Annotated in this window: 22 protein-coding genes; 16 read left to right on the plus strand and 6 right to left on the minus strand. The window is 41.6% G+C overall.

The annotated features are described in order from the left end of the window. Positions 1–34: 34 nt before the first annotated feature. The gene (locus tag ACFQ21_RS02555; protein WP_377574393.1) at positions 35–2134 is read right to left on the minus strand and encodes an alpha-ketoacid dehydrogenase subunit alpha/beta; all 2100 of its coding nucleotides are present in this window, start codon (positions 2132–2134) and stop codon (positions 35–37) included. 290 nt (positions 2135–2424) lie between these two features. Here ACFQ21_RS02555 and ACFQ21_RS02560 point away from each other — a divergent pair, with 290 nt between their 5' ends. After that, the gene (locus ACFQ21_RS02560) at positions 2425–5349 is read left to right on the plus strand and encodes a glycosyl hydrolase (RefSeq protein ID WP_377574395.1); all 2925 of its coding nucleotides are present in this window, start codon (positions 2425–2427) and stop codon (positions 5347–5349) included. Between the two features lie 96 nt (positions 5350–5445). Here the strand turns inward: ACFQ21_RS02560 and ACFQ21_RS02565 are convergent, their stop codons facing one another. Next, a complete protein-coding gene (locus ACFQ21_RS02565) occupies positions 5446–7590 on the minus strand; it encodes a HAMP domain-containing methyl-accepting chemotaxis protein (RefSeq protein ID WP_377574398.1) in 2145 nt (714 codons plus the stop codon). Between the two features lie 955 nt (positions 7591–8545). Here ACFQ21_RS02565 and hemF point away from each other — a divergent pair. Then, positions 8546–9448, plus strand: a complete 903-nt coding sequence (gene hemF / locus ACFQ21_RS02570; RefSeq protein WP_377574401.1) for an oxygen-dependent coproporphyrinogen oxidase — start codon at positions 8546–8548, stop codon at positions 9446–9448. Positions 9449–9613: 165 nt separating this feature from the next. Here the strand turns inward: hemF and ACFQ21_RS02575 are convergent, their stop codons facing one another. Both ACFQ21_RS02575 and ACFQ21_RS02580 read right to left on the minus strand, forming a co-directional pair. Further along, positions 9614–9775, minus strand: coding sequence for a hypothetical protein (locus tag ACFQ21_RS02575; RefSeq protein ID WP_377574404.1), 162 nt, complete (start codon positions 9773–9775; stop codon positions 9614–9616). Between the two features lie 294 nt (positions 9776–10069). Next, entirely contained in the window at positions 10070–10441 is a 372-nt protein-coding gene (locus ACFQ21_RS02580) for a VOC family protein (protein WP_377574407.1), read from the minus strand. Between the two features lie 126 nt (positions 10442–10567). Between ACFQ21_RS02580 and ACFQ21_RS02585 the strand changes: the two genes are divergently transcribed. The 9 genes from ACFQ21_RS02585 to ACFQ21_RS02625 all read left to right on the plus strand — a co-directional run bounded on the left by ACFQ21_RS02585 (position 10568) and on the right by ACFQ21_RS02625 (position 16999). After that, on the plus strand, positions 10568–10966 hold the full coding sequence (locus tag ACFQ21_RS02585; protein WP_377574410.1) for an SMI1/KNR4 family protein: 399 nt from the start codon (positions 10568–10570) through the stop codon (positions 10964–10966). 72 nt (positions 10967–11038) lie between these two features. After that, positions 11039–11632, plus strand: coding sequence for a hypothetical protein (locus tag ACFQ21_RS02590; protein WP_377574414.1), 594 nt, complete (start codon positions 11039–11041; stop codon positions 11630–11632). Between the two features lie 291 nt (positions 11633–11923). Then, positions 11924–12532 (plus strand): hypothetical protein, encoded by a 609-nt coding sequence (locus ACFQ21_RS02595; RefSeq protein WP_377574417.1) that lies wholly within the window; start codon positions 11924–11926, stop codon positions 12530–12532. A 567-nt stretch (positions 12533–13099) separates the two neighbouring features. After that, complete coding sequence (locus tag ACFQ21_RS02600) at positions 13100–13378, plus strand: hypothetical protein (protein ID WP_377574420.1); 279 nt, start codon at positions 13100–13102, stop codon at positions 13376–13378. 951 nt (positions 13379–14329) lie between these two features. Beyond that, positions 14330–14842, plus strand: coding sequence for a hypothetical protein (locus ACFQ21_RS02605; RefSeq protein ID WP_377574423.1), 513 nt, complete (start codon positions 14330–14332; stop codon positions 14840–14842). Between the two features lie 194 nt (positions 14843–15036). Continuing rightward, the gene (locus tag ACFQ21_RS02610) at positions 15037–15207 is read left to right on the plus strand and encodes a hypothetical protein (protein WP_377574425.1); all 171 of its coding nucleotides are present in this window, start codon (positions 15037–15039) and stop codon (positions 15205–15207) included. 442 nt (positions 15208–15649) lie between these two features. After that, on the plus strand, positions 15650–16288 hold the full coding sequence (locus ACFQ21_RS02615) for a DUF6624 domain-containing protein (RefSeq protein WP_377574427.1): 639 nt from the start codon (positions 15650–15652) through the stop codon (positions 16286–16288). A gap of 69 nt (positions 16289–16357) precedes the next feature. Next, on the plus strand, positions 16358–16672 hold the full coding sequence (locus ACFQ21_RS02620; RefSeq protein WP_377574430.1) for a MafI family immunity protein: 315 nt from the start codon (positions 16358–16360) through the stop codon (positions 16670–16672). Between the two features lie 33 nt (positions 16673–16705). Then, positions 16706–16999: a hypothetical protein gene (locus tag ACFQ21_RS02625; RefSeq protein WP_377574432.1), complete on the plus strand. Its 294-nt coding sequence runs from the start codon at positions 16706–16708 to the stop codon at positions 16997–16999. A 262-nt stretch (positions 17000–17261) separates the two neighbouring features. On the opposite strand, the gene ACFQ21_RS02630 is transcribed toward ACFQ21_RS02625, so the two are convergent. Together ACFQ21_RS02630 and ACFQ21_RS02635 are read right to left on the minus strand one after the other, a co-directional pair. After that, positions 17262–17918, minus strand: coding sequence for a hypothetical protein (locus tag ACFQ21_RS02630; protein WP_377574435.1), 657 nt, complete (start codon positions 17916–17918; stop codon positions 17262–17264). A 250-nt stretch (positions 17919–18168) separates the two neighbouring features. Then, a complete protein-coding gene (locus ACFQ21_RS02635) occupies positions 18169–18474 on the minus strand; it encodes a hypothetical protein (RefSeq protein ID WP_377574437.1) in 306 nt (101 codons plus the stop codon). 174 nt (positions 18475–18648) lie between these two features. On the opposite strand from ACFQ21_RS02635, the gene ACFQ21_RS02640 reads away from it, so the two are divergent. Genes ACFQ21_RS02640 through ACFQ21_RS02660 form a run of 5 tightly spaced genes read left to right on the plus strand, consistent with a single transcriptional unit; the run spans position 18649 to position 24352 of the window. Next, positions 18649–18867 carry a helix-turn-helix transcriptional regulator gene (locus ACFQ21_RS02640; RefSeq protein WP_377574441.1) on the plus strand — a complete coding sequence of 73 codons (219 nt, stop codon included), beginning with the start codon at positions 18649–18651 and terminating at the stop codon, positions 18865–18867. Between the two features lie 29 nt (positions 18868–18896). After that, positions 18897–21149 carry a sensor histidine kinase gene (locus ACFQ21_RS02645; RefSeq protein ID WP_377574444.1) on the plus strand — a complete coding sequence of 751 codons (2253 nt, stop codon included), beginning with the start codon at positions 18897–18899 and terminating at the stop codon, positions 21147–21149. Continuing rightward, entirely contained in the window at positions 21146–22123 is a 978-nt protein-coding gene (locus ACFQ21_RS02650) for a hypothetical protein (RefSeq protein ID WP_377574446.1), read from the plus strand. Before ACFQ21_RS02645 ends, ACFQ21_RS02650 begins: the two co-directional genes overlap by 4 nt. Continuing rightward, entirely contained in the window at positions 22120–22818 is a 699-nt protein-coding gene (locus ACFQ21_RS02655) for a hypothetical protein (protein WP_377574449.1), read from the plus strand. Before ACFQ21_RS02650 ends, ACFQ21_RS02655 begins: the two co-directional genes overlap by 4 nt. Next, positions 22808–24352 (plus strand): HsdM family class I SAM-dependent methyltransferase, encoded by a 1545-nt coding sequence (locus ACFQ21_RS02660; protein WP_377574452.1) that lies wholly within the window; start codon positions 22808–22810, stop codon positions 24350–24352. Before ACFQ21_RS02655 ends, ACFQ21_RS02660 begins: the two co-directional genes overlap by 11 nt. The last annotated feature ends 15 nt before the right edge of the window (positions 24353–24367 follow it).

The raw sequence follows: 24367 nt of genomic DNA on the forward strand, positions 1-24367 counted from the left end.
TAAAATCTCGCAGCTCAAAGCTCACACCTCGCAACTAAAAAGCAAGCAGTTCTCCCAGCGCACCACGCACCTTCTCTGCATTCGGCAACATCATTTTCTCTAGGTCTACATTGAGCGGTACGGCTGGTAAGTTTGCCGCCCCGAGCGTCCATACAGGAGCATCGAGGTGTTGGAAGCATTCTTTGGAGATTCTTCCGGCTATAGATTCTGCGAATGAATTTAGCAGGGGTTCTTCTGTCAGCACGAAAGCTCGCCCGTGTTTCTTTACCGATGACGTTATGGTGTCCCAATCAATCGGGTTAAGTGTACGCAGATCGATGATCTCCACTTGTCCTGCGAAAGATTTTGAAGCTTCTTTCGCCCAATATATACCCATGCCGTATGTAATTATCACACACGACTCTCCACTGTCAATCTTCTCTGAAGAAGCTTCCTGTACAATAGCAGCTTTGCCCAGCGGTATAATATATCCTTCATCCGGTTCAATCGTTTTGGCATCACCCGTACCCGGTACTTTTGACCAGTATAAACCTTTATGTTCTAACAACACAACGGGATTGGGATCGTAAAAAGCTGCCTTCAGCAAACCTTTCATATCTGCTGCGTTTGATGGATATACTATCTTGATACCGCGAATGGTTAGCAACGCAGACTCTACGCTACCAGAGTGATACGGACCACCACCACCATACGCACCAATCGGCACGCGAATCAATGCCTGCACCGGAAATTTACCTTTCGACAAATAACAGCTTTTGGACAATTCCTCTACTAGCTGATTAATGCCTGGCCATATATAGTCTGCAAACTGAATCTCTACTATAGGCTTAGCTCCTACCGCCGACATACCTGCAGTCGATCCTACAATATAGGCTTCCTGTATAGGCGTATTGAACACACGCGCATCACCATACTTCTGCGCTAATGTAGCAGCCTCGCGAAATACACCGCCCAATCTCCTCCCTACATCCTGCCCATAGAACAATGCTTCAGGATGCTTCTTCAGAATTTCATCTACCGCGTGCAATGCAGCGTCCACCATCACTACCTTCTCGCCACCTTTCGGAGTGCGAGTGCCCGTCTCAATTGTGATTGGCGATGGAGCAAATTCGTGTGAGTCAAAATCATTGATATCCGGATCGGCCGCTTGTACGGCACGTTGATAATCACGGGCAACCGTATCTGCTGCCTGTTGCTCCAGTGCGTACAGGCTGTCCGTTGTTTCGCCTTCCTCGAGCAGGTAGCTCTTCAGTTTATCCAGCGGATCTTTCTGCCGGTGCAATTCAAGATCTTCTCCCCGATACCATTCCCTTCTTACACCAGACGTATGATGTCCTAACAATGGACAACGTGCGTGCACTAATATAGGTCCTTGTCTTTTGCGTACATGATCAATTGCCTTTTGTAATCCCAGGTATGAATCCACAAAGTCAGCACCATCCACGCGCATGCGTTCAAGTCCTTTAAAACCTGCTGCATACTCATACGCATCCATGGCACGCATTTCATTCCCGGAAGCAGATATACCCCAGTCATTGTCCTGCACCAGGTATATAATTGGCAGTTGCTTCAGAATCGCCATCTGAAAAGCTTCAGCAACTTCTCCTTCCGTAACGGAACCATCACCGAGTGAACATAACACAACCGATCGCTCATCATCACCTTTCAATAAAGATTGAGACTCCAGGTATGCTATACCGTGCGCCATACCTGTGGCCGGTATAGCCTGCATGCCCGTAGCAGAACTTTGATGTGGTATAACCGGGAAACCTTTACGTCTTAGTGAAGGGTGTCCATAGTACGTGCGTCCACCGGAGAAAGGATCATCGCGTTTGGCCATGAGTTGCAGCATGAGCTCATAGGGCTCTATACCCATGCCGAGCAACATGGATTCATCACGATAATATAGCGAAGCATAATCGATCGGCTTTAGTTGCAAGCCTGCTGCCAGTTGAATGGCTTCATGTCCGCGGGAAGTGCTGTGTACATACTTGCTGCAGATGTCGCGGTTTTCATCGTACAGATCAGCCATACGTTTGGCCGTACACATCAGGGTATAAGCTTTCAAAAGAACTTCACGGTCTATAGCAGTCCGCGGTTTCTTTCTGGCTCTCGTGGTCTCTTCAATCGCCATAGATAAAATGTTGGTCTCGGCCTAAAGTTAAACCTTCTCCACTAAACTATAAGTCATCCTGCATAATTAGTTATCCACCATCATACAACACATTTGCGATGCCGGTTACTGCCGGATGCATGAAGTATAAAAAAAGCAGTTAATTCACCAGATATTCGTTCACTTTATCCTTCTTCAAAAGCAGGATTGGATTTTTTTGTATAACTAGAGTATATATAGAAGCACTTTACAGAAAAAATGACGCATATACTTTTCGCTTCTGTGTTTAACCTTAGTATCTTTTACCGAATATGGCGTTTCGTGTGATCATGATATCCGCGCTCTTCGCGGTCTCCACAATGGCACTTACCGGATTTGTTTTTACGAATCCATCAGTCCTGCATACTCAATCAACAGTCGCGACCGATACATCGCTTTCACCCGCAACATTCCGACAGCCGCCCAGCCAGTATGGTATCCGTTGCTGGTGGTGGTGGCTCAATGGAAACGTAACGAAAGAAGCGATCACGCGCGATCTCGAAGCCATGAAAGCAAAAGGATTCAGCGGTGCTTGTATCGTTGATGCCGGTGGACAAAATCAACAGGGCAATGGCAATGTACCCGAAGGCCCGATGTTTGGTACACCTGCCTGGCGCGAACTGTTTACACACGCTGTAACCGAAGCCCATCGTCTTGGTCTCGTGCTAAGCCTGAGTATACAAAGTGGATGGAACCTCGGCGGACCGGATGTTACTCCGGCAGAAGCCACCAAGCACATCACGTGGAGTGAAATTACAGTGGCCGGACCGTTGAAAAAGTATCAGACATTACCGAAACCTATTTCCAAAGATAACTTCTATAAAGACATAGTGGTAATTGCTTTTCCGAAACGAAGTATACCAGCAACGAGACAACCTATACGAGACCTTGCTGTAAAAGCAGCGTTCAAGGAGGGAAGTCGCTCGGGATATGACACCGAAAAATTACTCGAAGATGTGCCCGCTTCACCGGGTGAAGAAGACACTGCTATAAAAGATATCATTGTACTGCAAAGCAAACTCGATGCATCCGGTAAACTTCGTTGGCATGTGCCAGCCGGTAACTGGACGATCATGCGCTTTGGCTATACCACCAGCGGTGCAGAAGTATCAACGTCCAGTGGCAAATGGCAGGGACGTGTCATCGACTATATGAATGAACGCTACTTCAACCGTTATTGGAACACACATGTAGAACCGTTGTTGAAAGATATAGGGCCGCTGGCAGGCACAACGCTCACGCATCTGCAAACCGACAGTTGGGAATGTGGCGGTATAAACTGGTCTGACAACTTCGCGGCTGAATTCAGAAAACGCAGAGGATACGATATATATACTTACCTGCCCATCATAGCCGGAAAAATTTTACACAACCGCCAAACGAGCAATGCATTTCTCGCAGACTTTCGCAAGACGATTGGTGATTGTATAGCCGAACATCACTATCGCGTATTTGCAGAACATGCAGCCAAACATAACATGGGTATTCAACCGGAGTCAGCGGGTCCGCATGCTGGTCCGCTGGATGGTCTGAAGAATTATAGTTACAACGATATTATGTTAAGTGAATTCTGGTCGCCATCACCTCACCGATCGAAGATTGAAGAACGTTTCTTTGTGAAGCAGGCATCCAGTGCTGCGCATATTTATAACAAGAGACTGGTGGCCGCAGAATCGTTCACCACCATCGGCCGTCACTGGAATGATATACCCTGGGCAACCATGAAGCCTGCCTTCGATCATGAAGTATGCTCCGGCCTTAACCTGGTATTGCTCCATACGTTCACCTGTTCTCCAAAAGAGATGGGTTTACCTGGACAAGAGTATTTTGCCGGTACACACATCAATCCTAACATTACATGGTGGGAACATGCCAACGGATTTTTCGATTACCTGAAGCGCTGCCAGTATATTATGCAGCAACCGGGCAACACGGTTACAGATGTAGTATATTACTATGGCGATCACGTTCCCAACATAGGTCACCTGAAAGAAGATGATCCTGCGCATATACTTCCCGGTTACGACTATGATCTCATCAACGAAGATCGTCTGCAGGCACTCACGGTGCACAATGGAAAACTAGCATTACCGCACGGTACAACGTACAGGCTACTGGTTATACCCGCGAACAAAATACTCTCGCTGGCTGCCCTGCGAAAAATAAAAACTCTTGTAACCAATGGAGCTGTTGTTGTTGGACCCCAACCGGAAGACATGATAAGCCTGTCCAACCGGCAAAAGAGCATGGAGGAATTCAGACGACTTACCGGTGAGCTGTGGGGAAACAGTATCGCTACTGCGGGAGTGCATAAAGTTGGCAAAGGAAAAGTAGTGTGGGGACAGTCTGCGCGTAACGTACTTGCAGCGATGAACATCCAACCTGATTTTGAGATAACCGAAAATCCTGCGAACGGTGCGTTCGACTATATACACCGTAGTATACAGGGAAACGATATATACTTTATTAGCAGTCAGAATGAAAATGAAACATCCGCCACATTTTCGTTTCGCGTCAGCGGGAAACAGCCGGAGTTCTGGAATGCCGTAACGGGTGAAGTAAAAACAGTAAAAGCGTTTCAGCAGCAAGATGACAGAACGATCATCCCGGTACAATTCGATCCGTACGGTTCTGTGTTTGTTGTTTTTCGAGACGATATACCTTCCTCCGTAAAAGGAGTTGTAAGCGACAATACGTGGCACTACAAAACTGCTACTACTCTGAAAGGACCATGGCAGGTAAAGTTTGATAACCTGCGGATGGGCACACCGGCCTTCGTTACTTTTGATACGTTGACAAGCTGGACCAAACGCAAAGAACCTGGTGTCGCTAATTACGCAGGCAAAGCCATCTATACCACATCATTTGATTTTCCATCCTATAAAGAAAACGTTCGTTACTTCCTTGAACTTGGCAATGTACAGGATGTAGGTATAGCACGCGTCAGGTTCAACAACGAAGACCTCGGCATTCTATGGACACCTCCGTTCCGCATCGAGATCACCAAACCTCTCCGTGCAAAAGCGAATCAACTGCAAGTTGAGGTAACAAACTCGTGGCGAAACCGGTTGGTGGGCGACCGTGGCTTATCAGCCGAAAAGCGCTATACCAAAACCAACATTACCATCAAACCCGAATGGACGTTGCTTGATGCCGGTTTACTTGGCCCGGTAAAGATCACAACCATTTCACCGTAAGGTATATATCATTCTACACCGATATTGATGTATCACTACAAAAAGCAACGTGCAGTACACAACGTATACTGCACTTGCTATCTATAGCACACTTAATTAAAATTCTGTGAAGTCCTGATCAGACGCGGCATTGTCCAATTTCAAATCGAAACCTTCGCCCGAGGCTGATGCATGAACCGTTGATTGTTTCGCAAACATTTTTTTATCACCGCGTTTTTGTTTGGCATGAAGCATTGTTTGCATGCTATGATCGACCTTGAAATAGCTAATGGCGATACGTAATTCCTCAGCCTGTGAATTTAACTCTTCAGCATTCGATGACATCTCTTCTGCTGCAGAAGCATTGCCCTGCGTGACTTGAGACAATTGCTGAATAGCCCGGTTAATCTGATCCGCCCCCTGACTTTGTTCAACACTGGCAGCCGCTATATCCTGCACGAGTGATGCCGTTCGGTTAATATCCGGAAGTGTATTGCTCAGTAATGTTCGGGATTCCCTCGCCTGCCTTACCGTCTGCGCAGATATCTCGCTTATCTCCGTTGCCGCACGCTGACTTCGTTCGGCCAGTTTACGTACCTCCGCTGCTACTACGGCAAAGCCTTTACCATGCTCACCCGCACGTGCTGCTTCTACTGATGCATTCAGGGCGAGAAGATCAGTCTTCGAGGCAATCTCTTCTATAACCATGATCTTGTCCGCTATAGAAGTAATCGCGTCAACTGCGCTTGCAACGGACTGGCTACTGATCTCAATGTCGTGTAACGCTTTGGTGGCGATGGTATCGGTCTCTTTCGAGTTATCGGTATTCTGAAGAATGTTGGCAGCCATCTGTTCCATTGAAGATGATACTTCTTCGGTGGCACTCGCCTGCTCCTGAGCACCCTGCGACATTTGTTGTGCTGCCGCAGCTACCTGTACGCTGGCCGATGTTACCTGTTGAGCTCCGTTGTAAATGGTCAGCGCTACTTCACGCAAGTTATGCACCATCTGTTCCAACGACTCATCCAGTTCACCACCAAAATTCCGGATCGCTTTAAAATCAATCGTCAGGTCACCTTTGGAAACGCGTTTGGCTATATCAACAGAATTACGAAGCTTGATGATCATCGCTTGCAATTCCTTCAACATCAGTCCGATCTCATCCTGTGTGTTGATCTTTACATCGGCAGAAAAATCGCCTGATGCTATTTTATGCAAGGCCTGTGAAGCTACTGTTAACGAACCACCTATGTCTTTCAGCAGCCATAGTGCCATGAGCACACTCATAACAATCGAGCAGATGATAGTTAACAGCATAAATCGTACTGCCCCGGAATATATATCATCCGTTTCAACACGATCTCTTTGCAGATCGGCTTTCACCACACTCAGGTAGGCATCAATATTCTTGATCAACGCAGCGGCTATCTGGTCACCTTGCGTATTGGACAACGAAAATGCTTTCGTGTTCGTTTTCTTACGCGCCAGTTCTACAATCTCGCGATGGGTCGTATAGAATGCTGTAAATTGTGATGAATACCGATCGAGTAGTTCTGCACTTTTGCCGCTAAGTCCAAGTCTCAAAGCCGATGTAACTGAGTCCAGTTTACTTTCCAAAGGTATAGCTTGCGAAAGTTCGCGAGCCTGTTGTTCATCCGAAGTATATATAACCAGATTCTTTTCCTGCATAAACAAATCAAATAACAACTCACGAATACGCGAAACATCTGCCACTTGTCCTTTCGTACCGGTTTTCACAAGTTGATCAGACAGTATATTCAATATACTATTTGCCTTTGTCAGTTGTTTGTAGCTCTCATTCAGAATCCGGTCGCTTGCAACGTACTCGGTATTGGCCGTAGCCAGTTTCATCACATCCGTACTCACACGCGCGAGGTCGTTCAGTCGTGGGTCTATCTGTTCAGCCAACGTCAGCAATTCACCAGAGCTCATAGACTTTAACTTCTCAAGTTCGCCTTTGGCAAGCCGCAAGGTATTGTCGATATCCCAGGCGACATCACTCATTTTCTGTTCGTCTTTTTCGATACTGATACGCTTCTGATAAATGATAAGCAGCGAAGTGTAATGCCGTATCTGCCGGATCGTGTGCTGCTGCACTACTTTCTGATCGACAATTACATTTAAGCGATCGTTGATCGCACCGGTATTGTAATAAGACACTGTGAATATACTGCACATCAGCGCAATCAATACGGCAAACACCAGGATTAGCTTATGCCGGATAGTCATTCTGTTAAACATACTATTTGAAAAGGATTTTAAGGTAAAGGGTCAAGAGACGCTCAACTATATATCAATAATTACAGATTGTAATATTTGGAAATTACAGTTTTATCAATAACGCATCTACATATGGTTGATGCGATTGACAGCGAGACATCCGGAGCAGGCATTCTCTAATCATAACAGGTATATTTTAGTTAGTAGCTGCAATGTTATCCACTATCTATACACTCCACACTCAGTACAACCGTAGATTTACACCTGAATTATTTACGCAGTATAGCATCGGTATTTATACTGATGCATAATGTAATAACAAAAACTATTTTCTATAAAACAGAATTACTTTTCAAAAAGAATCTGAAACATAACATCATCACCACATCCATTGCCGGCCCTTTGCATAACAGAAGCATTTGAATGACAAGTGTATATTTATACCTGAACCCTGCAAAAAAGGCAACGGATGTCATTTTTCATTCGTGAACTTACATATTGACGGATGTGTCGCGTGTTACACTTTACAATAATTTAACTTCCCCCACCACCTGCTAAAATTGTCTTTAGATATGAATGTGTATTATACAAGACTATATGTAATCAAGTCATGCTTTTTTCTCTAAAAAAATATCCTTCGTTCCTCCAATCATCGTGATACCAATACACTGTCGGTATATCTGAAGAGGCAAGTTCCACAATCCTGTCTCGAAACATTACCCGCTCAGCCCATTCTCCGCTATACCGAATTCAAAGTGAAATCATGATAACATCGCTACACAATCTATACTATACCCTATACCACTTCTAAAAATCCGTTGCATTTCTCGTGAGCAACCTTACAACACAACGGTATCACGCAGTAATCAGGCAAGCGATTTCCCTGAAACAGCAAATAATCACCAGCCCAAGCGTTACATGAATTAAAGCCGCATTTCATTTCCCAATTGGGAATTACCTTTAAATTTGCTGCCCTATGGTAACAAAGGAATCGATACGCGAGTGGTTTACAAGCTTACAAGACAACATCTGTCGTGAACTGGAAAACGCTGATGGTCAAGGGAAATTTATCAGCGATGCATGGGAACGTTCAGGCGGAGGCGGAGGTGTTAGCCGCATATTGACCAATGGAAAGATCATAGAAAAAGGTGGTGTAAACTTCTCTGCGGTGTGGGGCAAAACACCTGAGCCGGTATTGAAGACGATGAAACTTGACACCAACGATCATCCTGACTTTTTTGCTACCGGTATCTCCATTGTGCTACACCCTGTTAACCCGATGGTGCCCATCATACACATGAACACACGTTACTTCGAAATGAGCAACGGCACGTGGTGGTTTGGTGGCGGTATAGATCTGACGCCCCACTATGTTAACGAAGACGATGCACGAACCTTCCATCAACATCTTAAGAAAGTATGTGATGCGCATCATCCTTCCTATTATCCTGAATTCAAGAAGTGGGCTGATGATTATTTCTATATCAAACACCGTCATGAAACACGCGGAATAGGCGGCATCTTCTTCGACAACCTGCGTGCCGATAACAACTTTACCAAAGAAGCGCGTTTTGAATTTGTTAAAGATGTAGGTGCAGCATTCGCCCCTATATATACCGCGTTCATGAAGAAGAACTATACATTGCCCTATACCGAAAATGAAAAGAACTGGCAATACCTGCGCAGGGGTCGCTACGTAGAATTTAACCTGGTATGGGACCGCGGCACCAAGTTCGGCCTCGACACCGATGGACGCACCGAATCTATACTGATGAGTCTGCCGCCACAAGCGCAGTGGGTATACAATCACCAACCACAACCGGGCACTGCCGAGCAGAGAACGCTTGATCTTTTGAAGAAAGGAATTGACTGGGTTTGAGTCGCTATCGGTGAATCGTTATCCGTGGGAATAAGATATACTCTTCTGTGTACCTCTGTGTCTTCTTTGAGATCTTTGTGCAATTGGATTTAAAAGACGCAAAACGATTATCGCACTAACTATATATAGCTAATGCTTTAAGAAAGTTGTGCGCGCCTGCTCAGATCACACGTGGCGTCCTCTTACCTTTTTATCCTCGTGGTTAGAAGTCTTTTCCGACTTCTTGTTTTTTGGAGAATGCCTTGGCGCTGCCATCGGGTTTTCATCCTGCGGAGCCTGGAAGTCTTGCGTTGTTTGAGGCGGCTGTTGTTTTTCGTTGTTCTCCATGGTTGAAATGCATTAGAAGATCCTAAGCACTGCTTAAATTTCCGTGCCGTGATTGAGGAGAAGTAAGAAGACAGAAGTAAGAAGTTGGGAAGTTGGGAAGTCCGGAAGACCGAAAGTCCGGAAGTTTGGGTTGACCATTTCAACAAGACCCCGCTCGGAAGTAAAAAGCAACTGTTATCTGTACAATGAATTTCCCTTCGTGCCCTTTGCGTGCATTCCTCCGTGATCTCTGTGCAATTGGATTTGTAAACTATATCTATCGCAACTTCCGGACTTCCCGACTCGTGTTCTTCACTAAGGCTCCCACAATTCAACCTTGTTGCCCTCTATATCGAGAATGTGAACGAACTTCCCGTACTCGGAAGCTTCTATTTCATCCAGTATAGTTACGCCTTCTTTCTTCAGTTCCGTTACAAGCGCTTCGAGATTTTCGACCCGGAAATTGATCATGAAGTCCTTTGTAGAAGGTTCAAAGTACTTGGTCTTGTCGGGGAATGGGCTCCATAAGGTATATCCTTTCTCTTTTGCGTCTGCTTCCTGCTGCCATTCAATCTTTGTTCCGTATGGACTTGTATCCAAACCCAAATGAGTTTTATACCACTGATTCATCTTCTCCGGGTCTTTGCATTTAAAGAAAATGCCTCCGATTCCTGTTACGCGTTTCATACCTATTGTTCTTTTATCAGTTTAACAATAATAGTATTTTTTTTCGTTGTCCGGATAGGAGCCTCACGTTATTACGCTGCCAATGCAAGACTTATATTGCAACGAAAAGAACAACTACCCTAAATCATGGCATTTCCAATTGAAGAGAAATATATTGCTGAGGCCGAAAGAGAGCTTGGCGTTAAATTCCCTCCCATATTTATAGAAAAAATGAAAGGGCAAAATGGAGGAGAGATAGAGACAGATGATGACACCTATACGCTTTATCCATTTTTTGACAAGACTGATGTTAAAAAAATCAAGCGAACAGCAAACCATATAATTTTAGAAACAAAGAACGCAAAAGAATGGGACAACTTCCCTTCAACCGGCATTGCTATAGGTGACAATGGCTTCGGTGACAAGTTAGTTCTGCTGCCAACAGCAGATGATCCATCGAAGTTGAGTGACCAGATTTATATATGGTCACACGAGACCGGTGAAACGGCTGCGATTGCTAACGATGTTAACGAGCTCGTTAAATAAAAATACATGTAGCATCGTTTATATCAACATTGGCTATAATTGTTTAAAATCACTTCAAAGATTTACAGAATAATGGACTATTTATACACCGCAACAGAAACGTATGCTCCTGGCTATGATGAGGGAGGTTTTTCGTGGGCAAAGTTTATTGAGTTTAGTAAACTAACACATCTGACAGAATTGGTTTCGTTAGACACAATGCTCAATGGCTCTATAGTAAAACAGGACAATGAAAATCCAGAAGATTCGAAATTTTCTGTTGTCGATAATCTCTACGTAACAGGGCTATTCAATTCATTAAATTATGTAGTCGAACAAGTTAAAGACAAAGAAAGATTTAATCTGCTAAAGGTAGTTAAAGAACCTGACCACAAATGCGAAGAAATAGAAACTAAGGACTTTGAATTTGTTGGATACGAATTATTGGACAAAGACTATTCTACCAGTGCACTCGCGAATTGTGGCGGTTTTGATGAAACCTTTCAACCCTCCGACTTAAACCAGTATGGACTCATAGACACATTTGAAATGGCTTACTACATTCGCGAAAGACTTTTTGCTAATAATCCAGATGAACATCATGCAGACTGCTATGTTTTGGCAGTTTGGAGACACAAAGAAAAAGGAAGAGTAAAGGACACTAATCACTACGACAGCAAACAATAGCGTAGTTCTCTCTCTCGGGCTACCCGGAAAGCAACACTTACCGACGATGTATATCCAACCGTGCCCGGTATACTTACCATTACAAATTACTTTGCTTTAAAAGAATAAACTTACAGACCATGATCTAGTCTGAGCAGAGTCTCTCGCAGAGGACTCTGCGTGCCCACAAGAAGTAATTATACTTATAACATACTTCGTAATTGTATTCAAAAATAAACAATCAAACAGCACGATTACCAATTAACACAACCATGGATTAAGGCCTGTGGACCTAATAATACAGATTAAGTAATGAGCAGGAGCTTAAGCGAGGTAATGAAGGCGAAGTCTGACGAAGGACTCACCGATTACATCAACAATTTTAACAAGTATACTCCCGAAGCAATCCTAGCAGCGGTTAACGAGCTAAGAAAACGTGGCAAAAAATTTAGCGACCAGGAATTGGAAGACATAGACCGGAAGATGCATGCAAGAGCCAAAGCCGAGTATGAAGAGCAAAATTATTTGGTAGCCGATGCCTTAACCAATATTGTTGAAGATCCGAATGCTCCACTCCTTTACTCAAAAGCAGCAATCCTAGCGTTCTCATCGGTGTTCACCGTACTCTTTGGGGCTTTTCTTTTGGCTGATAACGTCAATGGTAAAAAGAAGAAGTTAATTATCATTGGTTTCGGAATAGCCTACTTCATTATTTCAATTATTATAATAAACGTCCCTTCCGTCAGTAAATATTGGCTGACATTGTTAAACGGGTCTGGCGGATTAGGACTCATCACTACCTTTTGGGACAAGTACATCGGAAAAGATGTGAAGTATAGAGCAAAACCTATCGGATTTCCTTTGACTATTTCAATCATTATATCAATACTATTGCTACTTGCAATAATCTATAGTCGCTGATATAGTAAAAGGTTATTCTAGTCTGAGCAGAGTCTCTCGCAGAGGACTTTGCGTGCCGACAGAGAATCTACAACAACCTAAGTAAGTGCCGCCTATCCTATAGCTTGCTTCCGACAGAGTCCCCGAAGCGGGAGACTCTGCGGAGAAATAGAGAGCTACTGTTTTAGTATCAACGGACGGATTGACTGTTCTCACTTTATTAGGTCTTCTAATATGGATACTTAAAAAATGGGGTACTAAAAACAAAGAAGCTACAAAACTTGTAACATTAAAGAACTTTAGAATATATGGACTTATCTGTCTCCTTGTTATAATAGCCGGGAGAACCACAGGCTACTTTGCCTCAACAGATCTTAATAAAGAAATAAATTTACTAGATAACGCTCAAAGATATGAAATTCGGAATAACGCATTATATCTAGAGCTCGTAGATGCAATACTTATCCAGACTAGAGAAATTATTCTTTTGATAATTTTCTTCGTTATCGTGTTTAAGAACAAGCTATCAAACAGCACTAATGACACAGCCATTAATAGCGAGCTTCCGACATAAAAGCATTAAAGAAAATGAAATCAAGAACATTTAAACTCTTTTTATTTAGCGGAGCGATTCTATTGGGAACTATCCTAACTGCAACGTTCTGGGATTCCCTAGAATTGGGAACAAACAAAATACGTTTAGCGGTAACAACAACAATTGCCTTTGGAATTAGTATTGCCGGACTCATAGTTGGAATTGGTGAAATAGGAAAACAAAGACCTTTATTGTTCTGGATAGGCTTCGTAGGACATATAATCGTAATTGGTGTTTTTGCATTCACCATTACTTACGCTATAATGCAATAGATTCTCTGCGGAGATAAAATATAGTATCATCGCATGCCATTAACACACCACTTTCGATTTATAAAAAGCACATGGGGAATCTCCATTAAACTAACAGTCCGAGCGGAGTCTCTCGCAGAGGACTCCGCGTGCCTACAGAAAATCTCCAACAACCTAAGTAAGTGCCGCCTATCCTATAGCTTGCTTCCGACAGAGTCCCCGAAGCGGGAGACTCTGCGGAGACGTAAATTTGTATTCTATTAGTTAAGATATAGAATGAAAAATGAAATCTACATTCTACTGGAAAGCTTCGCCAGAAAGGATATTGACCTATTTCGAAGTAACTATTTAAAAGGCTTTTTACCAGTAGCTGATTACTTTGAATATCCACCATTTCCGTCACATTCAGGAAATCAATTCGAAACTGATAACATGGACGAAATGATCGAATTCATGTCACAAGGTGGTAAGGGGTACTTCAGATTCTATCTTAGACCTCCTTTCACAACCGAAATCTTGATGGGCATGATATTCTTTAATCATGACAATACGTTAACGTTAGGCATCAGTATTTCATCTAAGCGTAATGACTTGTTTATCAATAAACTTGTCAGCGATTTTAAATCAAATTTGATAATGATATGTGAAGGACCACCTCCACCCAGCAATAAGGATGAGTTCATCAAAATTATTAATACCCCTTAATCAAACTATATTGTGTATCCTATCATCCTACACTCCGAGTGGAGTCTCTCGCAGAGGACTCCGCGTGCCTACAGAAAAATCTCCAACAACCTAAGTAAGTGCCGCCTATCCTATAGCTTGCTTCCGACAGAGTCCCCGAAGCGGGAGACTCTGCGGAGACGTAATGCGGAAGGCTCACGCGAAGACCACAATCTAAAGTATGTCGACATTGCGGCCATCACTGGTATTAAACGTAACGTTAGACTAAAGCCCTGAAATATTAAAAACATGACGTTAACAATACCATATATACCCTTTTGGAGCAGAGTTAGAAAAAAGTTCATCGGTCCATTCATCGTAATAACGCTGATTGTTCTTTATGGATATTTCGCCAGTAACAACACGTTTCTATTCTGCGGAATTATAATTTTAGGGTTTAGTGTAACTCAGGCAGTCATATCTATAGTCAGTGCCTGGACTTTTGTCAATGAAGTTAAATTTACCGAGGACAAGATTATCATCGGAGGCGCCAGTATAAATACACATTGGCACAAAGAGTTCGAAATCAGGAACTCGCGAATCGAAATCACGTCTGAAGGCAGAGGCGGCACCAAAATCGGTTATTATTTTACACTGAGCTCACCAGGTCAATCAGTTGATATTAACCGAACTTTCAATTGGAACTACACATCGCTTTTAACAATCTTTAACGAGTTCAAAAGATTAAAAGGAGAGAAAATAATCTTTGACGAAAAGTATTTCCTCGACATCATGGAGAAAAAAGCGAATAGCCAGAACTAACAACTACACGTTGAAAGAATCTCCTCGACCAGTTAAAACTAAAATTAATATTTAAGCATCTCCATTCAAGGAATACATCTCATCATTAGATATATTCACACAAAGCAATTGTTCCGAGGAATATAGGTATCATCGTTAAACGAATAACTATAGTCACATATGAAACTACTACTTTCCATCCTGATACTAACAGAGTGATCTACCGATTGGAGTCACTATATCTCCGTACCATTAATATTGTGAATACGTTGGACTCCAAAGAGAAATATGAAGATGCCACTATAAGTCTATTCTGCGAGTATTATCTTCAGAACGAATTGCCGGAATCAATTGAAGAGATAAAAAAGTTATTGGAGAAGATATAGTTTCATTTTAATATAGGCACTTTATATGGGATAGAAACAAGGCAGTCCTAGCGGAGTCTCTCGCAGAGGACTCCGCGTGCCTACAGAAAATCTCCAACAACCTAAGTAAGTGCCGCCTATCCTATAGCTTGCTTCCGAACGGTGAGTTATGCTTCTTAGAATATAAATCATCTCCACGATATTATCACTGTAACTCCTGTGTCCGAGCGGAGTCTCTCGCAGAGGACTCCGCATGCCGACAGAAATCTCGAACCACCTAAGTAAGTACTTCGTGTCCTCCTCTAGCTTGCTTCCGACAGAGTCCCCGAAGCGGGAGACCTCTGCGGAGGACAAAATTACACAGTCCGTAATTAAACTAAACTTCATATCAAAACATCTTTACAATCGAGGTAACAACGTGTATATTCCTAATCGTTAAAAAGCAAGTATTAACAATAGCTACATGAAACAACTACTTTCGATCGTAATACTAATAACATCCCTGTCATGCTACGGACAGGCTACCCGCCAAACTACGCACAAACCTAACTACGATTCCCTTCGAATCGTGTTGGAAGAAATGGTTTACAAAGACCAGAACATCCGCAGAATTCTGATCGACTCCGTTGGACTTGATTCTCCGCATGCCGGCACGTATATAAAGCAGATGCAAAACATTGATGCTGATAACCAGGTAAAGCTGAACGTTATTCTTGATAAATATGGATGGATCGAACAAAGCAAGATTGGCAAAAAAGCGGCTGAAGGTTTTTTCTATATCGTGCAGCATTCAGATATAGCGTTAATGGAAAAATGGTTTCCTGAATTTAAAAGACTCGCCAGCATCGGTGAAGCTGATAAGACCGCCTGTGCCATGATGGAAGACAGACTGCTGATGTGGAAAGGTAAAAAGCAAATCTATGGATCGCAGGCTTCAACTTTCCGCGAAGACAAGAAGCTCGCGGTCTGGCCTATTGAAGATGCCAGGAATGTAAATAAGCGCAGAAAGGAAATGGGTTTCGATTTAACCGTTGAACAAAACGCTGCGAGGCTAAAGGCTGTCTATAACGAGAACGAACAATTACCTACCAAAAACAAATAAGATTTCAGCACCAGTCATCAATGATTCTTGCATGAAAAAATATGTAAAGATTTAACGATTACAATTCACATGTTCGAATCGAAAGCTAAAATAAAGACATTGAATTTTCTTCAACATATAGAGTACCTGCAACAAAAGGCTACCGATAGAATTGTTAATGGATATCAACAGACTGAAAAAGAACTGATACACAGATTCACAAAAGAAGCCCGAGATCTAATCGAACACAATGAGTGGGACATCGCCCTGGAGAACTTGTTGGAAAATATTTACGAAATAGATTTTACTATTGATAAGCCGGCAGTTGATTTTGCTAAAGACGCAATTAAAGCATGTGGAATGGATTATAGTAAATGGACATTCATTGAAGATCTCACTAATTAAAAATAGCCGCGCAGTAAATATAAAGTTTTAGTTATGCTCCATCTATACATTATACCAGACGATCAACCCAGACCTGATAAAGCTAGCATCCTCCCCTTGGCCGGTGAGCTTGATGAAACTATAGTTGAGAACCTCCAGCAAAAAGGTATCATAGCCGACCGGTTTGATATATACTCTACCTTTCGCTGGGGCACGGACCTGATCCAACAAATGCGACAAACCATCCAGAAGAAAAACATGAGCCGAGATGCCGATGTTCAGCAACTGGTAAAACTCTTTGATATAGCCGAGAAAAACAATTGCGGTCTGTTGGCTCACGGAGACTAATTATAAACTCGCAACACGCGCCTTGCTATATACCGCTGCACGCTCTATACTTTCCACTGCTACCGGCAAACGTTACAAGACGTATTCTATAAATACATCGAGCTTTCTGATACATTCGCTCGCCTGAAATAACTTTCTCCTGGTATACTGTATGGAATGCAGTATTACCTATAAAAAATACCTTGCAAAAAATAGAAAACTCCCCGCAAGGTATATACTTTATCTGCCGTCCATTAAAAAGTATAGCGGTAACATTACCAACCTACGCGCGACTCGTAAACTTTATACCGCTCACTTGCCTGTATTGCGGGCTCGTAGCGTCAAACAGCGACTTAATATATTGCTTCACCGACTGCGCGGTGTCATACAAGCCCGTATTCGCGGCATGTAGCAGCGTATCGCGGGCTATGCGGGCGTTACTCAGCGAAGTAATAGCGGCCACTACGGCTTTGTTCCTGGCACGCAAGTCGGCCAGCAGGCTGTTTGGTGTGGTTACCCGCAACTCGTTCTCATTGGGCGTGTAGTGCGCTTCTGCGGCCACAGTCTGCGTAAGCTTCGCGAAGTTATCAACGAGTGTATCAAAGCTCTGTTGCGATACCGATATACCGGCAGGCTCCGGAGGTGTGTCGTCTTTGCCGGCAACAGCAACAACCTTTTTACCGTTGCGCCTCCCCTGTATTTTAAAGTTTATAGAACTCGCATCATCCAGCGTTAGTTTGCTGGCATCTGTTGCGGCCAGCGCATTTACTATTTTGGTAGATAGTTTCTTGAGCGGTGCAAAACTGGTTTCGCGGTCGTTGGTAGCATTGTCGAATGCAGTTTTAGCGGCCTTTACCGAATCCAGCACCGCGTGCGCATCGTCATGCAATTTGTTCAGTGACGCCAGTTTGATAGACTCTTTACTCGGATTGAACGCCAAAGTGGTGTTTACGTGTTTAGGCTGGCACGTGTTTACGTTCGTTCTAAAAACTTAAACCACGTAAGCACGCTTCCACCAACGTACCAACATAAACACGTACCAACGTAAACACGTAGAAGGTCCGGGCTATACGCTGCAAGTCCGTCCGCACACATGCCCTACCCGCTTCGGGCTTTCCGCTTCTATCCCTATTGCGAGGGTTTCGGTAAGGCAGCGTTACGGCTTTAGGTATATATAGTATATCTGTTTTTTACGTGTGAGGCTCGCTATCACTAACCGTTGAGCGCTCCACTCCTTTCATTTCCGTGCTGATCTTTTTAAAGAAGTTTATCAGAAAGTATAGATGCGCTGCCATGTGCTCAAACTCCTGCGGAAGCGATTGATGCTCATGCATAATATATACCTGGTATACTTCAATCAACGTTTCGCGATACTCTTCCGGTGAGGAGTAATCGAAAATGTCATCGAGGTATTGAATAGCTTCATCGGTTAGCTTGGTGGTTTTTGGCAATGTAACGGTGCGTTGCAGATAGAAATGCTCATCATGTTTAACCATAACTTGAAAATATTTTATTGACCTTGATATATAAGTAATACTTACACAAAAGTAAGACACACTTACACAAAGTCAAGAAATACTTTAATTAAATCTTATATAACTGGAAGTATAACTTTTAGATAGATAAGCTAGACTTGCACAATTCCACTTTCTTGGGTTATTTTCAAGGAAATGGAAGAACCGATAGACGAAATAAACAGGATAAAGGAAGTTCTTTTCTTCCAAAAGAGAACTCAAAAATGGCTAGCCGATGAGCTTGGAGTAAGCACTACAGCCATGACTGCGATGTGTAATAACAAAACTCAGCCTCACTTGAAAGATTTAAAAAAGATAGCTGCGATTTTGGATGTGGATATTAGAGAGTTGTTGATTTCTACTAAAAGAGATTAGAATTAAATTTTGCACTGACAAAAGTTTATATGGCATTCTTACGCTTTTCAGTTGACAGTGCCTTGCTTAGAGAGCTTGGTGAGAAATTAGTTGAGACAGTGCATTTGGCATTGGTAGAGCTAGTAAAAAACTGTTATGACGCGGATGCAACAGAAGTAGAAATAATTTTTACAACAAATGATAATGGTGCAACCATAATAAAGGTCATTGATAATGGCACAGGTATGAGCCATACCTCCGTAAAGGACTATTGGATGAGAATAGCAACCTCGAACAAAGAAGACAGAAAAGTTTCTACTGTATTTGGGCGTCCATTGACGGGTGCCAAGGGAATCGGTAGATTTTGCTGTAGGAGACTTGGCAATCGCCTTACTTTAATAACAAAAGGAACAGCAAATGGTAAGACAGTTGGCAAACAATCTAAAATCGAATATACTGAGGTTGAATTTCCGTGGATGGAGTTTGAGCCAGGAACTGACGTTACTGACATAAAATGTAAAGGTGACCAAACATTTAAGAATGGAGAAATTACTGGTACCACTTTAATAATAAGTGGCATTTCAGAAGAATGGTCACATAGGGGACTTAATTGGCTTAAAAGGCAACTTGCAGTCCTTGCCGCTAATAGAGGAGTTAAGAGAGAGGGATTTAAAGAAGATCCTGGTTTCAATGTCAAGTTAATAGCCCCTGATTTCGAAGGTGGTATAAGAGATCTAAGAGATGATTTAATGAATGCTGGTTGGGGGACTCTAACGGCATATATTAATAAAAAACACCAGGCTGTCTGCGAATTAAATGCACTCGGCATTGGTAGAAAGACAATTACTTCGAGTCAAAAATTTTCAGCTCTCAGAGATATCTCGCTTGAGATTGCAATTATGGTTGATCAACGTGATCAAATGAGAGATACAGGTGTTTTGTCTCAAGGAACTTTGCAAAAAATACTTCCTGAGTGGGGAGGCGTTCAAGTTAGATACAGAAATTTTAGAGTATATCCTTATGGTGATAATGATTGGCTAGAAATTGATAGGGATCGAGGACTTAGGAAAGGGAATCCTAATAGTGAATTATTTGCATTTGCTCAATCCCTTAGAGGTGTTGATCCATCGCGTTCCCTACTGAATTTACTTTCTATGCGAAGTTACGTTGGAAACGTCAACATCGGGGAGGAAGCGGATGGATTTGAAATGAAATTAAATAGAGAAGGCTTCTTATCTTCCGTTGCAGTAGACCAATTAAAAGATTTCGTGCGATTTACCATTGATTGGTCAACAATTTTAAGAGATTATTATATTAGGCAAGAATCGCAAAGACATTTCTTGATAGCGAAAGGAGAATTCGAGAACATTATCGATCAAAAAATTGATGCGGACAAAGTCGTCACTGAAGCTGTTAGCTTTTTAGAACATAATGTGAGGTCAATTATAGATCATCTGCCTGAAAAAGAAGCGAAAGAGATCGAAATCTCATTTACTAAGGCCACAGAAGCAATTCGAAAACATAATGAATCTAATCAGGCTGAGCTTTCACATCTGAGGTTAGTTGCATCTACTTCAACCTTACTTTTAATATTTTCTCATGAAGTAAAATCATTATTGGGTCTTCTAGAGCAAAGTAAAAATTCCCTCACATTGATTGCAAAGAATATGTCTTCCCCAAAACATCAGAGGAAGGTCAACGAAATATCTGCAAGTTTTTCAGAACTAAAAGATAGATTAGAAGAATTGTTACAGTTGACTTCGCTAGTTGGTTCCGACCATAGGAAATCTAAGCCTAGTCAAATAGCACTTAAAGAAAAAATAGCAAGAGTTGAGAAAGTATTTGAACTAGTAACAAATAAATATGAGATAACAATTGATTACAGCGGAGTGCCAGCTAATATAGTGATTAAGAAAATTCTTGAAGCTGAGCTTTATTCAATTTTACTCAATGTTCTTTCAAATAGTATTAAATCAGTTATCGCTGCTGGCAGAAATCGAATAATTCAAATTAACGCAGTAAAGGATGGTATCTATAATATCATTACAATAAAAGACACAGGTCTAGGATTAAAGGAATCAAGTTTTGAAGAAGTGTTCATACCATTTATAGCAGATCCCGAGGGCAAACTTTATCAAAATTTAGATAGTAGATTAAACCCAGAGGATAATCTTATAGTAGGTACTGGAAGTGGACTCGGCTTAGGGATTGTGAAAGAGATTGTCAATGCGCACGATGGCACTGTAGAATTTGTAAAGCCACAAAAAGATTGGAATGCTGAACTAGTAATAAAATTACCATGAGTAAATTGAAATTTATCTGGATAGATGATGATCCTCGTAGGCGCACTTCGTCCGACAACTTAAAAAAAGCAGCAAATCTTAGCGGAGAATTTATTGATGTCAAGAGTCAAGACTATGAAGTTGAAATTAAAAGTCTCTTAAAAAAAGCAGAGCCGGATTTAATATTGATTGATCACAATTTAAGAGAAATCAGTACAGGTATTTTCAAGAAGGGTTCAACGTTTGCGGCCTATATAAGAGAAACTTGGCCCGAATGCCCCATTGTTTGCATTACTGCAGAAGACATCAGCACTGTTGATTCTCAAAAGAGATCATTATATGACGCCATTTTTAGCATCTCCAAAATTTCTTCCCACTACTCCACTATAATATCTATAGCCAAATCATTCAAAAAACTTCGGAATAAACGTCCACAAAATGTGATGGATATTCTGTCTTTGATGAAAGCTCCCAATGAAGATCGTGTTCGCCTAATGACAATTCTTCCTCAAGAACTAAAAGAAAATTTCGGAGACGATAGTTTATTTCTGAACATTTCACACTGGATTAGAAATACCTTCATATCGCGCGCAGGATTTGTTTATGACAGATTGTGGATTGCTACAATTCTCGGGTTAAAAGAAAATAGCTTTAGTAAGGTCGAAGACCTCTTTGCCAAGGCAAAGTATTCAGGAATTTTTTCAGACAGTAGCAATGAAGTTTGGTGGAAAAGTGAAGTATTGTCAATACTATCTGATAATGTAAAAGAATTTGGTTTGCCTTGGGAGAAAGGACGTTTACTCCCCTCTATTTCGAAAAAAGATTACAGTCAATGTTATGTAACTGGGGAAGAATATCCGGAGACCGTTGCTTTCATTGATGAAACAAAAGGTTCGAAAAGAGCACCAATGAAATTACATCAAACGATATCACATCCAAGTTACGAAGATTTGTTATTCTTCGAGGAAATTAGATTAATGAAACCTGCAGAATGAGCATACATTCCGATCACCCAAAATATCCGCAATTCTTTAGAAACGAATTGAGAACCTTGAATGTAATAGCGAGCAACACGTTCTTAGTGAATAAATTTAGGAACTTAACAACAATAGCTGATCGCTTATATCATGCATATAAAGGATACAAAGATAAGGAACTATTAATTCGAGACTTTAAGTTCCATGTAGATTTTGATATTGAAATAGAAAAGCAACAACGCAGAATAGTAATTGAAGCCGGCATTCGAAGTCAATATAGCATGGCTTCGTACGTACTGTCAATATGTGAAAAAAATACGCCTCCTTATAGTATAATTAGGAAGTTTCATTTTGACTATGCGCTTCCAGTAGCCGGAGATTCTCGACCAAAACCCGTTTATCATTTACAATACGGTGGAGAACAATCACCTCAACTTGCTGCGCTAGGTATAGATGTAGGACATTTACACCCCTGGCTGTCATTACCAAGAATCAACTACGCCCCGATGAACCTAGCGTTGCTTCTTGATATGGTTTTTTGCGAATTCAGGACAGCCGATACTGTACATATAATTGAGGACAGCAAATGGCGTGAGCATATTAAACTCAACGAAGATTTTTTACTACGTCCTTATTACTTAAAAGTAAACGGCTTTGTGAATCATGATCATAAAGTCAATTCGTTAATTAGAGATTTCAATTATGGCAGGTGAAGTGGCACATGAAAGAGACAATGGTATATATTATACTCCTCCCATCCTAGCAGAATATTTAGCCAAATCAACTCAGTTCACTCCAGGCATGTCAATCTTAGATCCCGCTTATGGCGAGGGGTCTCTTTTATTAGCGGCCGAGAAAATATATAAAGAGTCGAATTATAACGAAGACTTACATCTATTTGGTTGTGACATCAAACCTGTGAATGGCCTATTGAAGCATCTACCTAAGGCCAACTTAAAAAAGATTGATTTTTTCAGATACTCCAGTAACAACAAGTTTAACCTGATCTTGATGAATCCCCCTTATGTGCGTCATCATAGATTAACAAACGAGACCATTCAACGGGCCAGAAAAGACTTACCAGATCTAAGAATTCTTAACAACTCCGCTGACTTGTGGGCATATTTCTTAGTTAAAGCCCTTTCACATTTGCACATAGGAAGTGGTATAAGTGCGATACTTCCATGGTCATTTTTGCAAGCCGGTTATGCAACTCCGTTACGGAAGCTACTAGCAAAAAAATTTGAAACAATTAAAGTACAAACCCTGGGAGAAGAATATTTTCAAAAAGCCCAGGAGCGGATAGTTATTGTATTGTTGAGTAATTTTGGCCAAGAATGTAACTCAATTCAAATAGGTTCATCGAAGAACATACATGAGAATATACTATACTCAGATATAACTCTTGATAATTGGATTTCAGATAAAGTTCACTACTCTGGAGAGGATAATCTAACTGAAATTCTAAACAGATGTGAACGTGAATTTGGATTTGAGAAATTAGGAACGTATGCAAGTATTCTCATAGGTGTAGTTACCGGAGCTGACGATTTCTTTATTAGGGCAAAAACGGAAATGAAAGAATTAGGTATCAAGTCCAAACATTTGATACCCATCATAAGTACCACAAAAGAATTTACAGAGGTTTTAAACAATGGCGATCAAAATCTAAAGCGATTAATTGTTTTAAATAAAAAAGACTATAATAATTATAGAGGTTTAATACAAAAAGGGCGCAATGGGTTACTTCATTTGCGAGCACATTCCCTTCGAAGAGATCCTTGGTATGCTGTTAAAGTGGGAAAAATTCCCGATGCCTTTTTTCCTTATAGAATAGGCATCACACCTTTTTTACTTACAAATGATCTAAAAATTCAATGCACAAATTCTGTTCATCGAATATACTTTAAGAACATTTCAGAAACGGAGCGAAAATGGATCGAAGTAAGCTTACTATCAATTATTGGTCAACTTTCTCTGGAAGTCTATTCTAAAACTTACGGTAGAGGAATGCTTAAGATTGAACCTAAGTCATTGAAAGAGTCATTAATTATTAGGCGCGAAGACGAAGCAATTAATGAAGTATATGAACTCATTAAAGAACAACTTAGGACTAATAATAAGAGAACCGCATCCGAAATAGCAACGAATTTTATATGTAGATATTTAGGCATTCCTGAAGCTCTCGAAACAGAGATAACTAACTCGCTCGAAAGAATTCAACGTCTTCGTCTAAATAATGAATAAATATTTAACACTATC

The sequence above is a fragment of the Ohtaekwangia kribbensis genome, assembly GCF_042676245.1.
In the GTDB taxonomy this organism is placed as follows: domain Bacteria; phylum Bacteroidota; class Bacteroidia; order Cytophagales; family Cyclobacteriaceae; genus Ohtaekwangia; species Ohtaekwangia kribbensis.

Coding starts and splice junctions, on each gene's coding strand:
- ACFQ21_RS02555 (WP_377574393.1), bottom strand. CDS start 2,134: ATGGCGATTGAAGAGACCACGAGAGCCAGAAAGAAACCGCGGACTGCT.
- ACFQ21_RS02560 (WP_377574395.1), top strand. CDS start 2,425: ATGGCGTTTCGTGTGATCATGATATCCGCGCTCTTCGCGGTCTCCACA.
- ACFQ21_RS02565 (WP_377574398.1), bottom strand. CDS start 7,590: ATGTTTAACAGAATGACTATCCGGCATAAGCTAATCCTGGTGTTTGCC.
- hemF (WP_377574401.1), top strand. CDS start 8,546: ATGGTAACAAAGGAATCGATACGCGAGTGGTTTACAAGCTTACAAGAC.
- ACFQ21_RS02575 (WP_377574404.1), bottom strand. CDS start 9,775: ATGGAGAACAACGAAAAACAACAGCCGCCTCAAACAACGCAAGACTTC.
- ACFQ21_RS02580 (WP_377574407.1), bottom strand. CDS start 10,441: ATGAAACGCGTAACAGGAATCGGAGGCATTTTCTTTAAATGCAAAGAC.
- ACFQ21_RS02585 (WP_377574410.1), top strand. CDS start 10,568: ATGGCATTTCCAATTGAAGAGAAATATATTGCTGAGGCCGAAAGAGAG.
- ACFQ21_RS02590 (WP_377574414.1), top strand. CDS start 11,039: ATGGACTATTTATACACCGCAACAGAAACGTATGCTCCTGGCTATGAT.
- ACFQ21_RS02595 (WP_377574417.1), top strand. CDS start 11,924: ATGAGCAGGAGCTTAAGCGAGGTAATGAAGGCGAAGTCTGACGAAGGA.
- ACFQ21_RS02600 (WP_377574420.1), top strand. CDS start 13,100: ATGAAATCAAGAACATTTAAACTCTTTTTATTTAGCGGAGCGATTCTA.
- ACFQ21_RS02605 (WP_377574423.1), top strand. CDS start 14,330: ATGACGTTAACAATACCATATATACCCTTTTGGAGCAGAGTTAGAAAA.
- ACFQ21_RS02615 (WP_377574427.1), top strand. CDS start 15,650: ATGAAACAACTACTTTCGATCGTAATACTAATAACATCCCTGTCATGC.
- ACFQ21_RS02620 (WP_377574430.1), top strand. CDS start 16,358: ATGTTCGAATCGAAAGCTAAAATAAAGACATTGAATTTTCTTCAACAT.
- ACFQ21_RS02625 (WP_377574432.1), top strand. CDS start 16,706: ATGCTCCATCTATACATTATACCAGACGATCAACCCAGACCTGATAAA.
- ACFQ21_RS02635 (WP_377574437.1), bottom strand. CDS start 18,474: ATGGTTAAACATGATGAGCATTTCTATCTGCAACGCACCGTTACATTG.
- ACFQ21_RS02640 (WP_377574441.1), top strand. CDS start 18,649: ATGGAAGAACCGATAGACGAAATAAACAGGATAAAGGAAGTTCTTTTC.
- ACFQ21_RS02645 (WP_377574444.1), top strand. CDS start 18,897: ATGGCATTCTTACGCTTTTCAGTTGACAGTGCCTTGCTTAGAGAGCTT.
- ACFQ21_RS02650 (WP_377574446.1), top strand. CDS start 21,146: ATGAGTAAATTGAAATTTATCTGGATAGATGATGATCCTCGTAGGCGC.
- ACFQ21_RS02655 (WP_377574449.1), top strand. CDS start 22,120: ATGAGCATACATTCCGATCACCCAAAATATCCGCAATTCTTTAGAAAC.
- ACFQ21_RS02660 (WP_377574452.1), top strand. CDS start 22,808: ATGGCAGGTGAAGTGGCACATGAAAGAGACAATGGTATATATTATACT.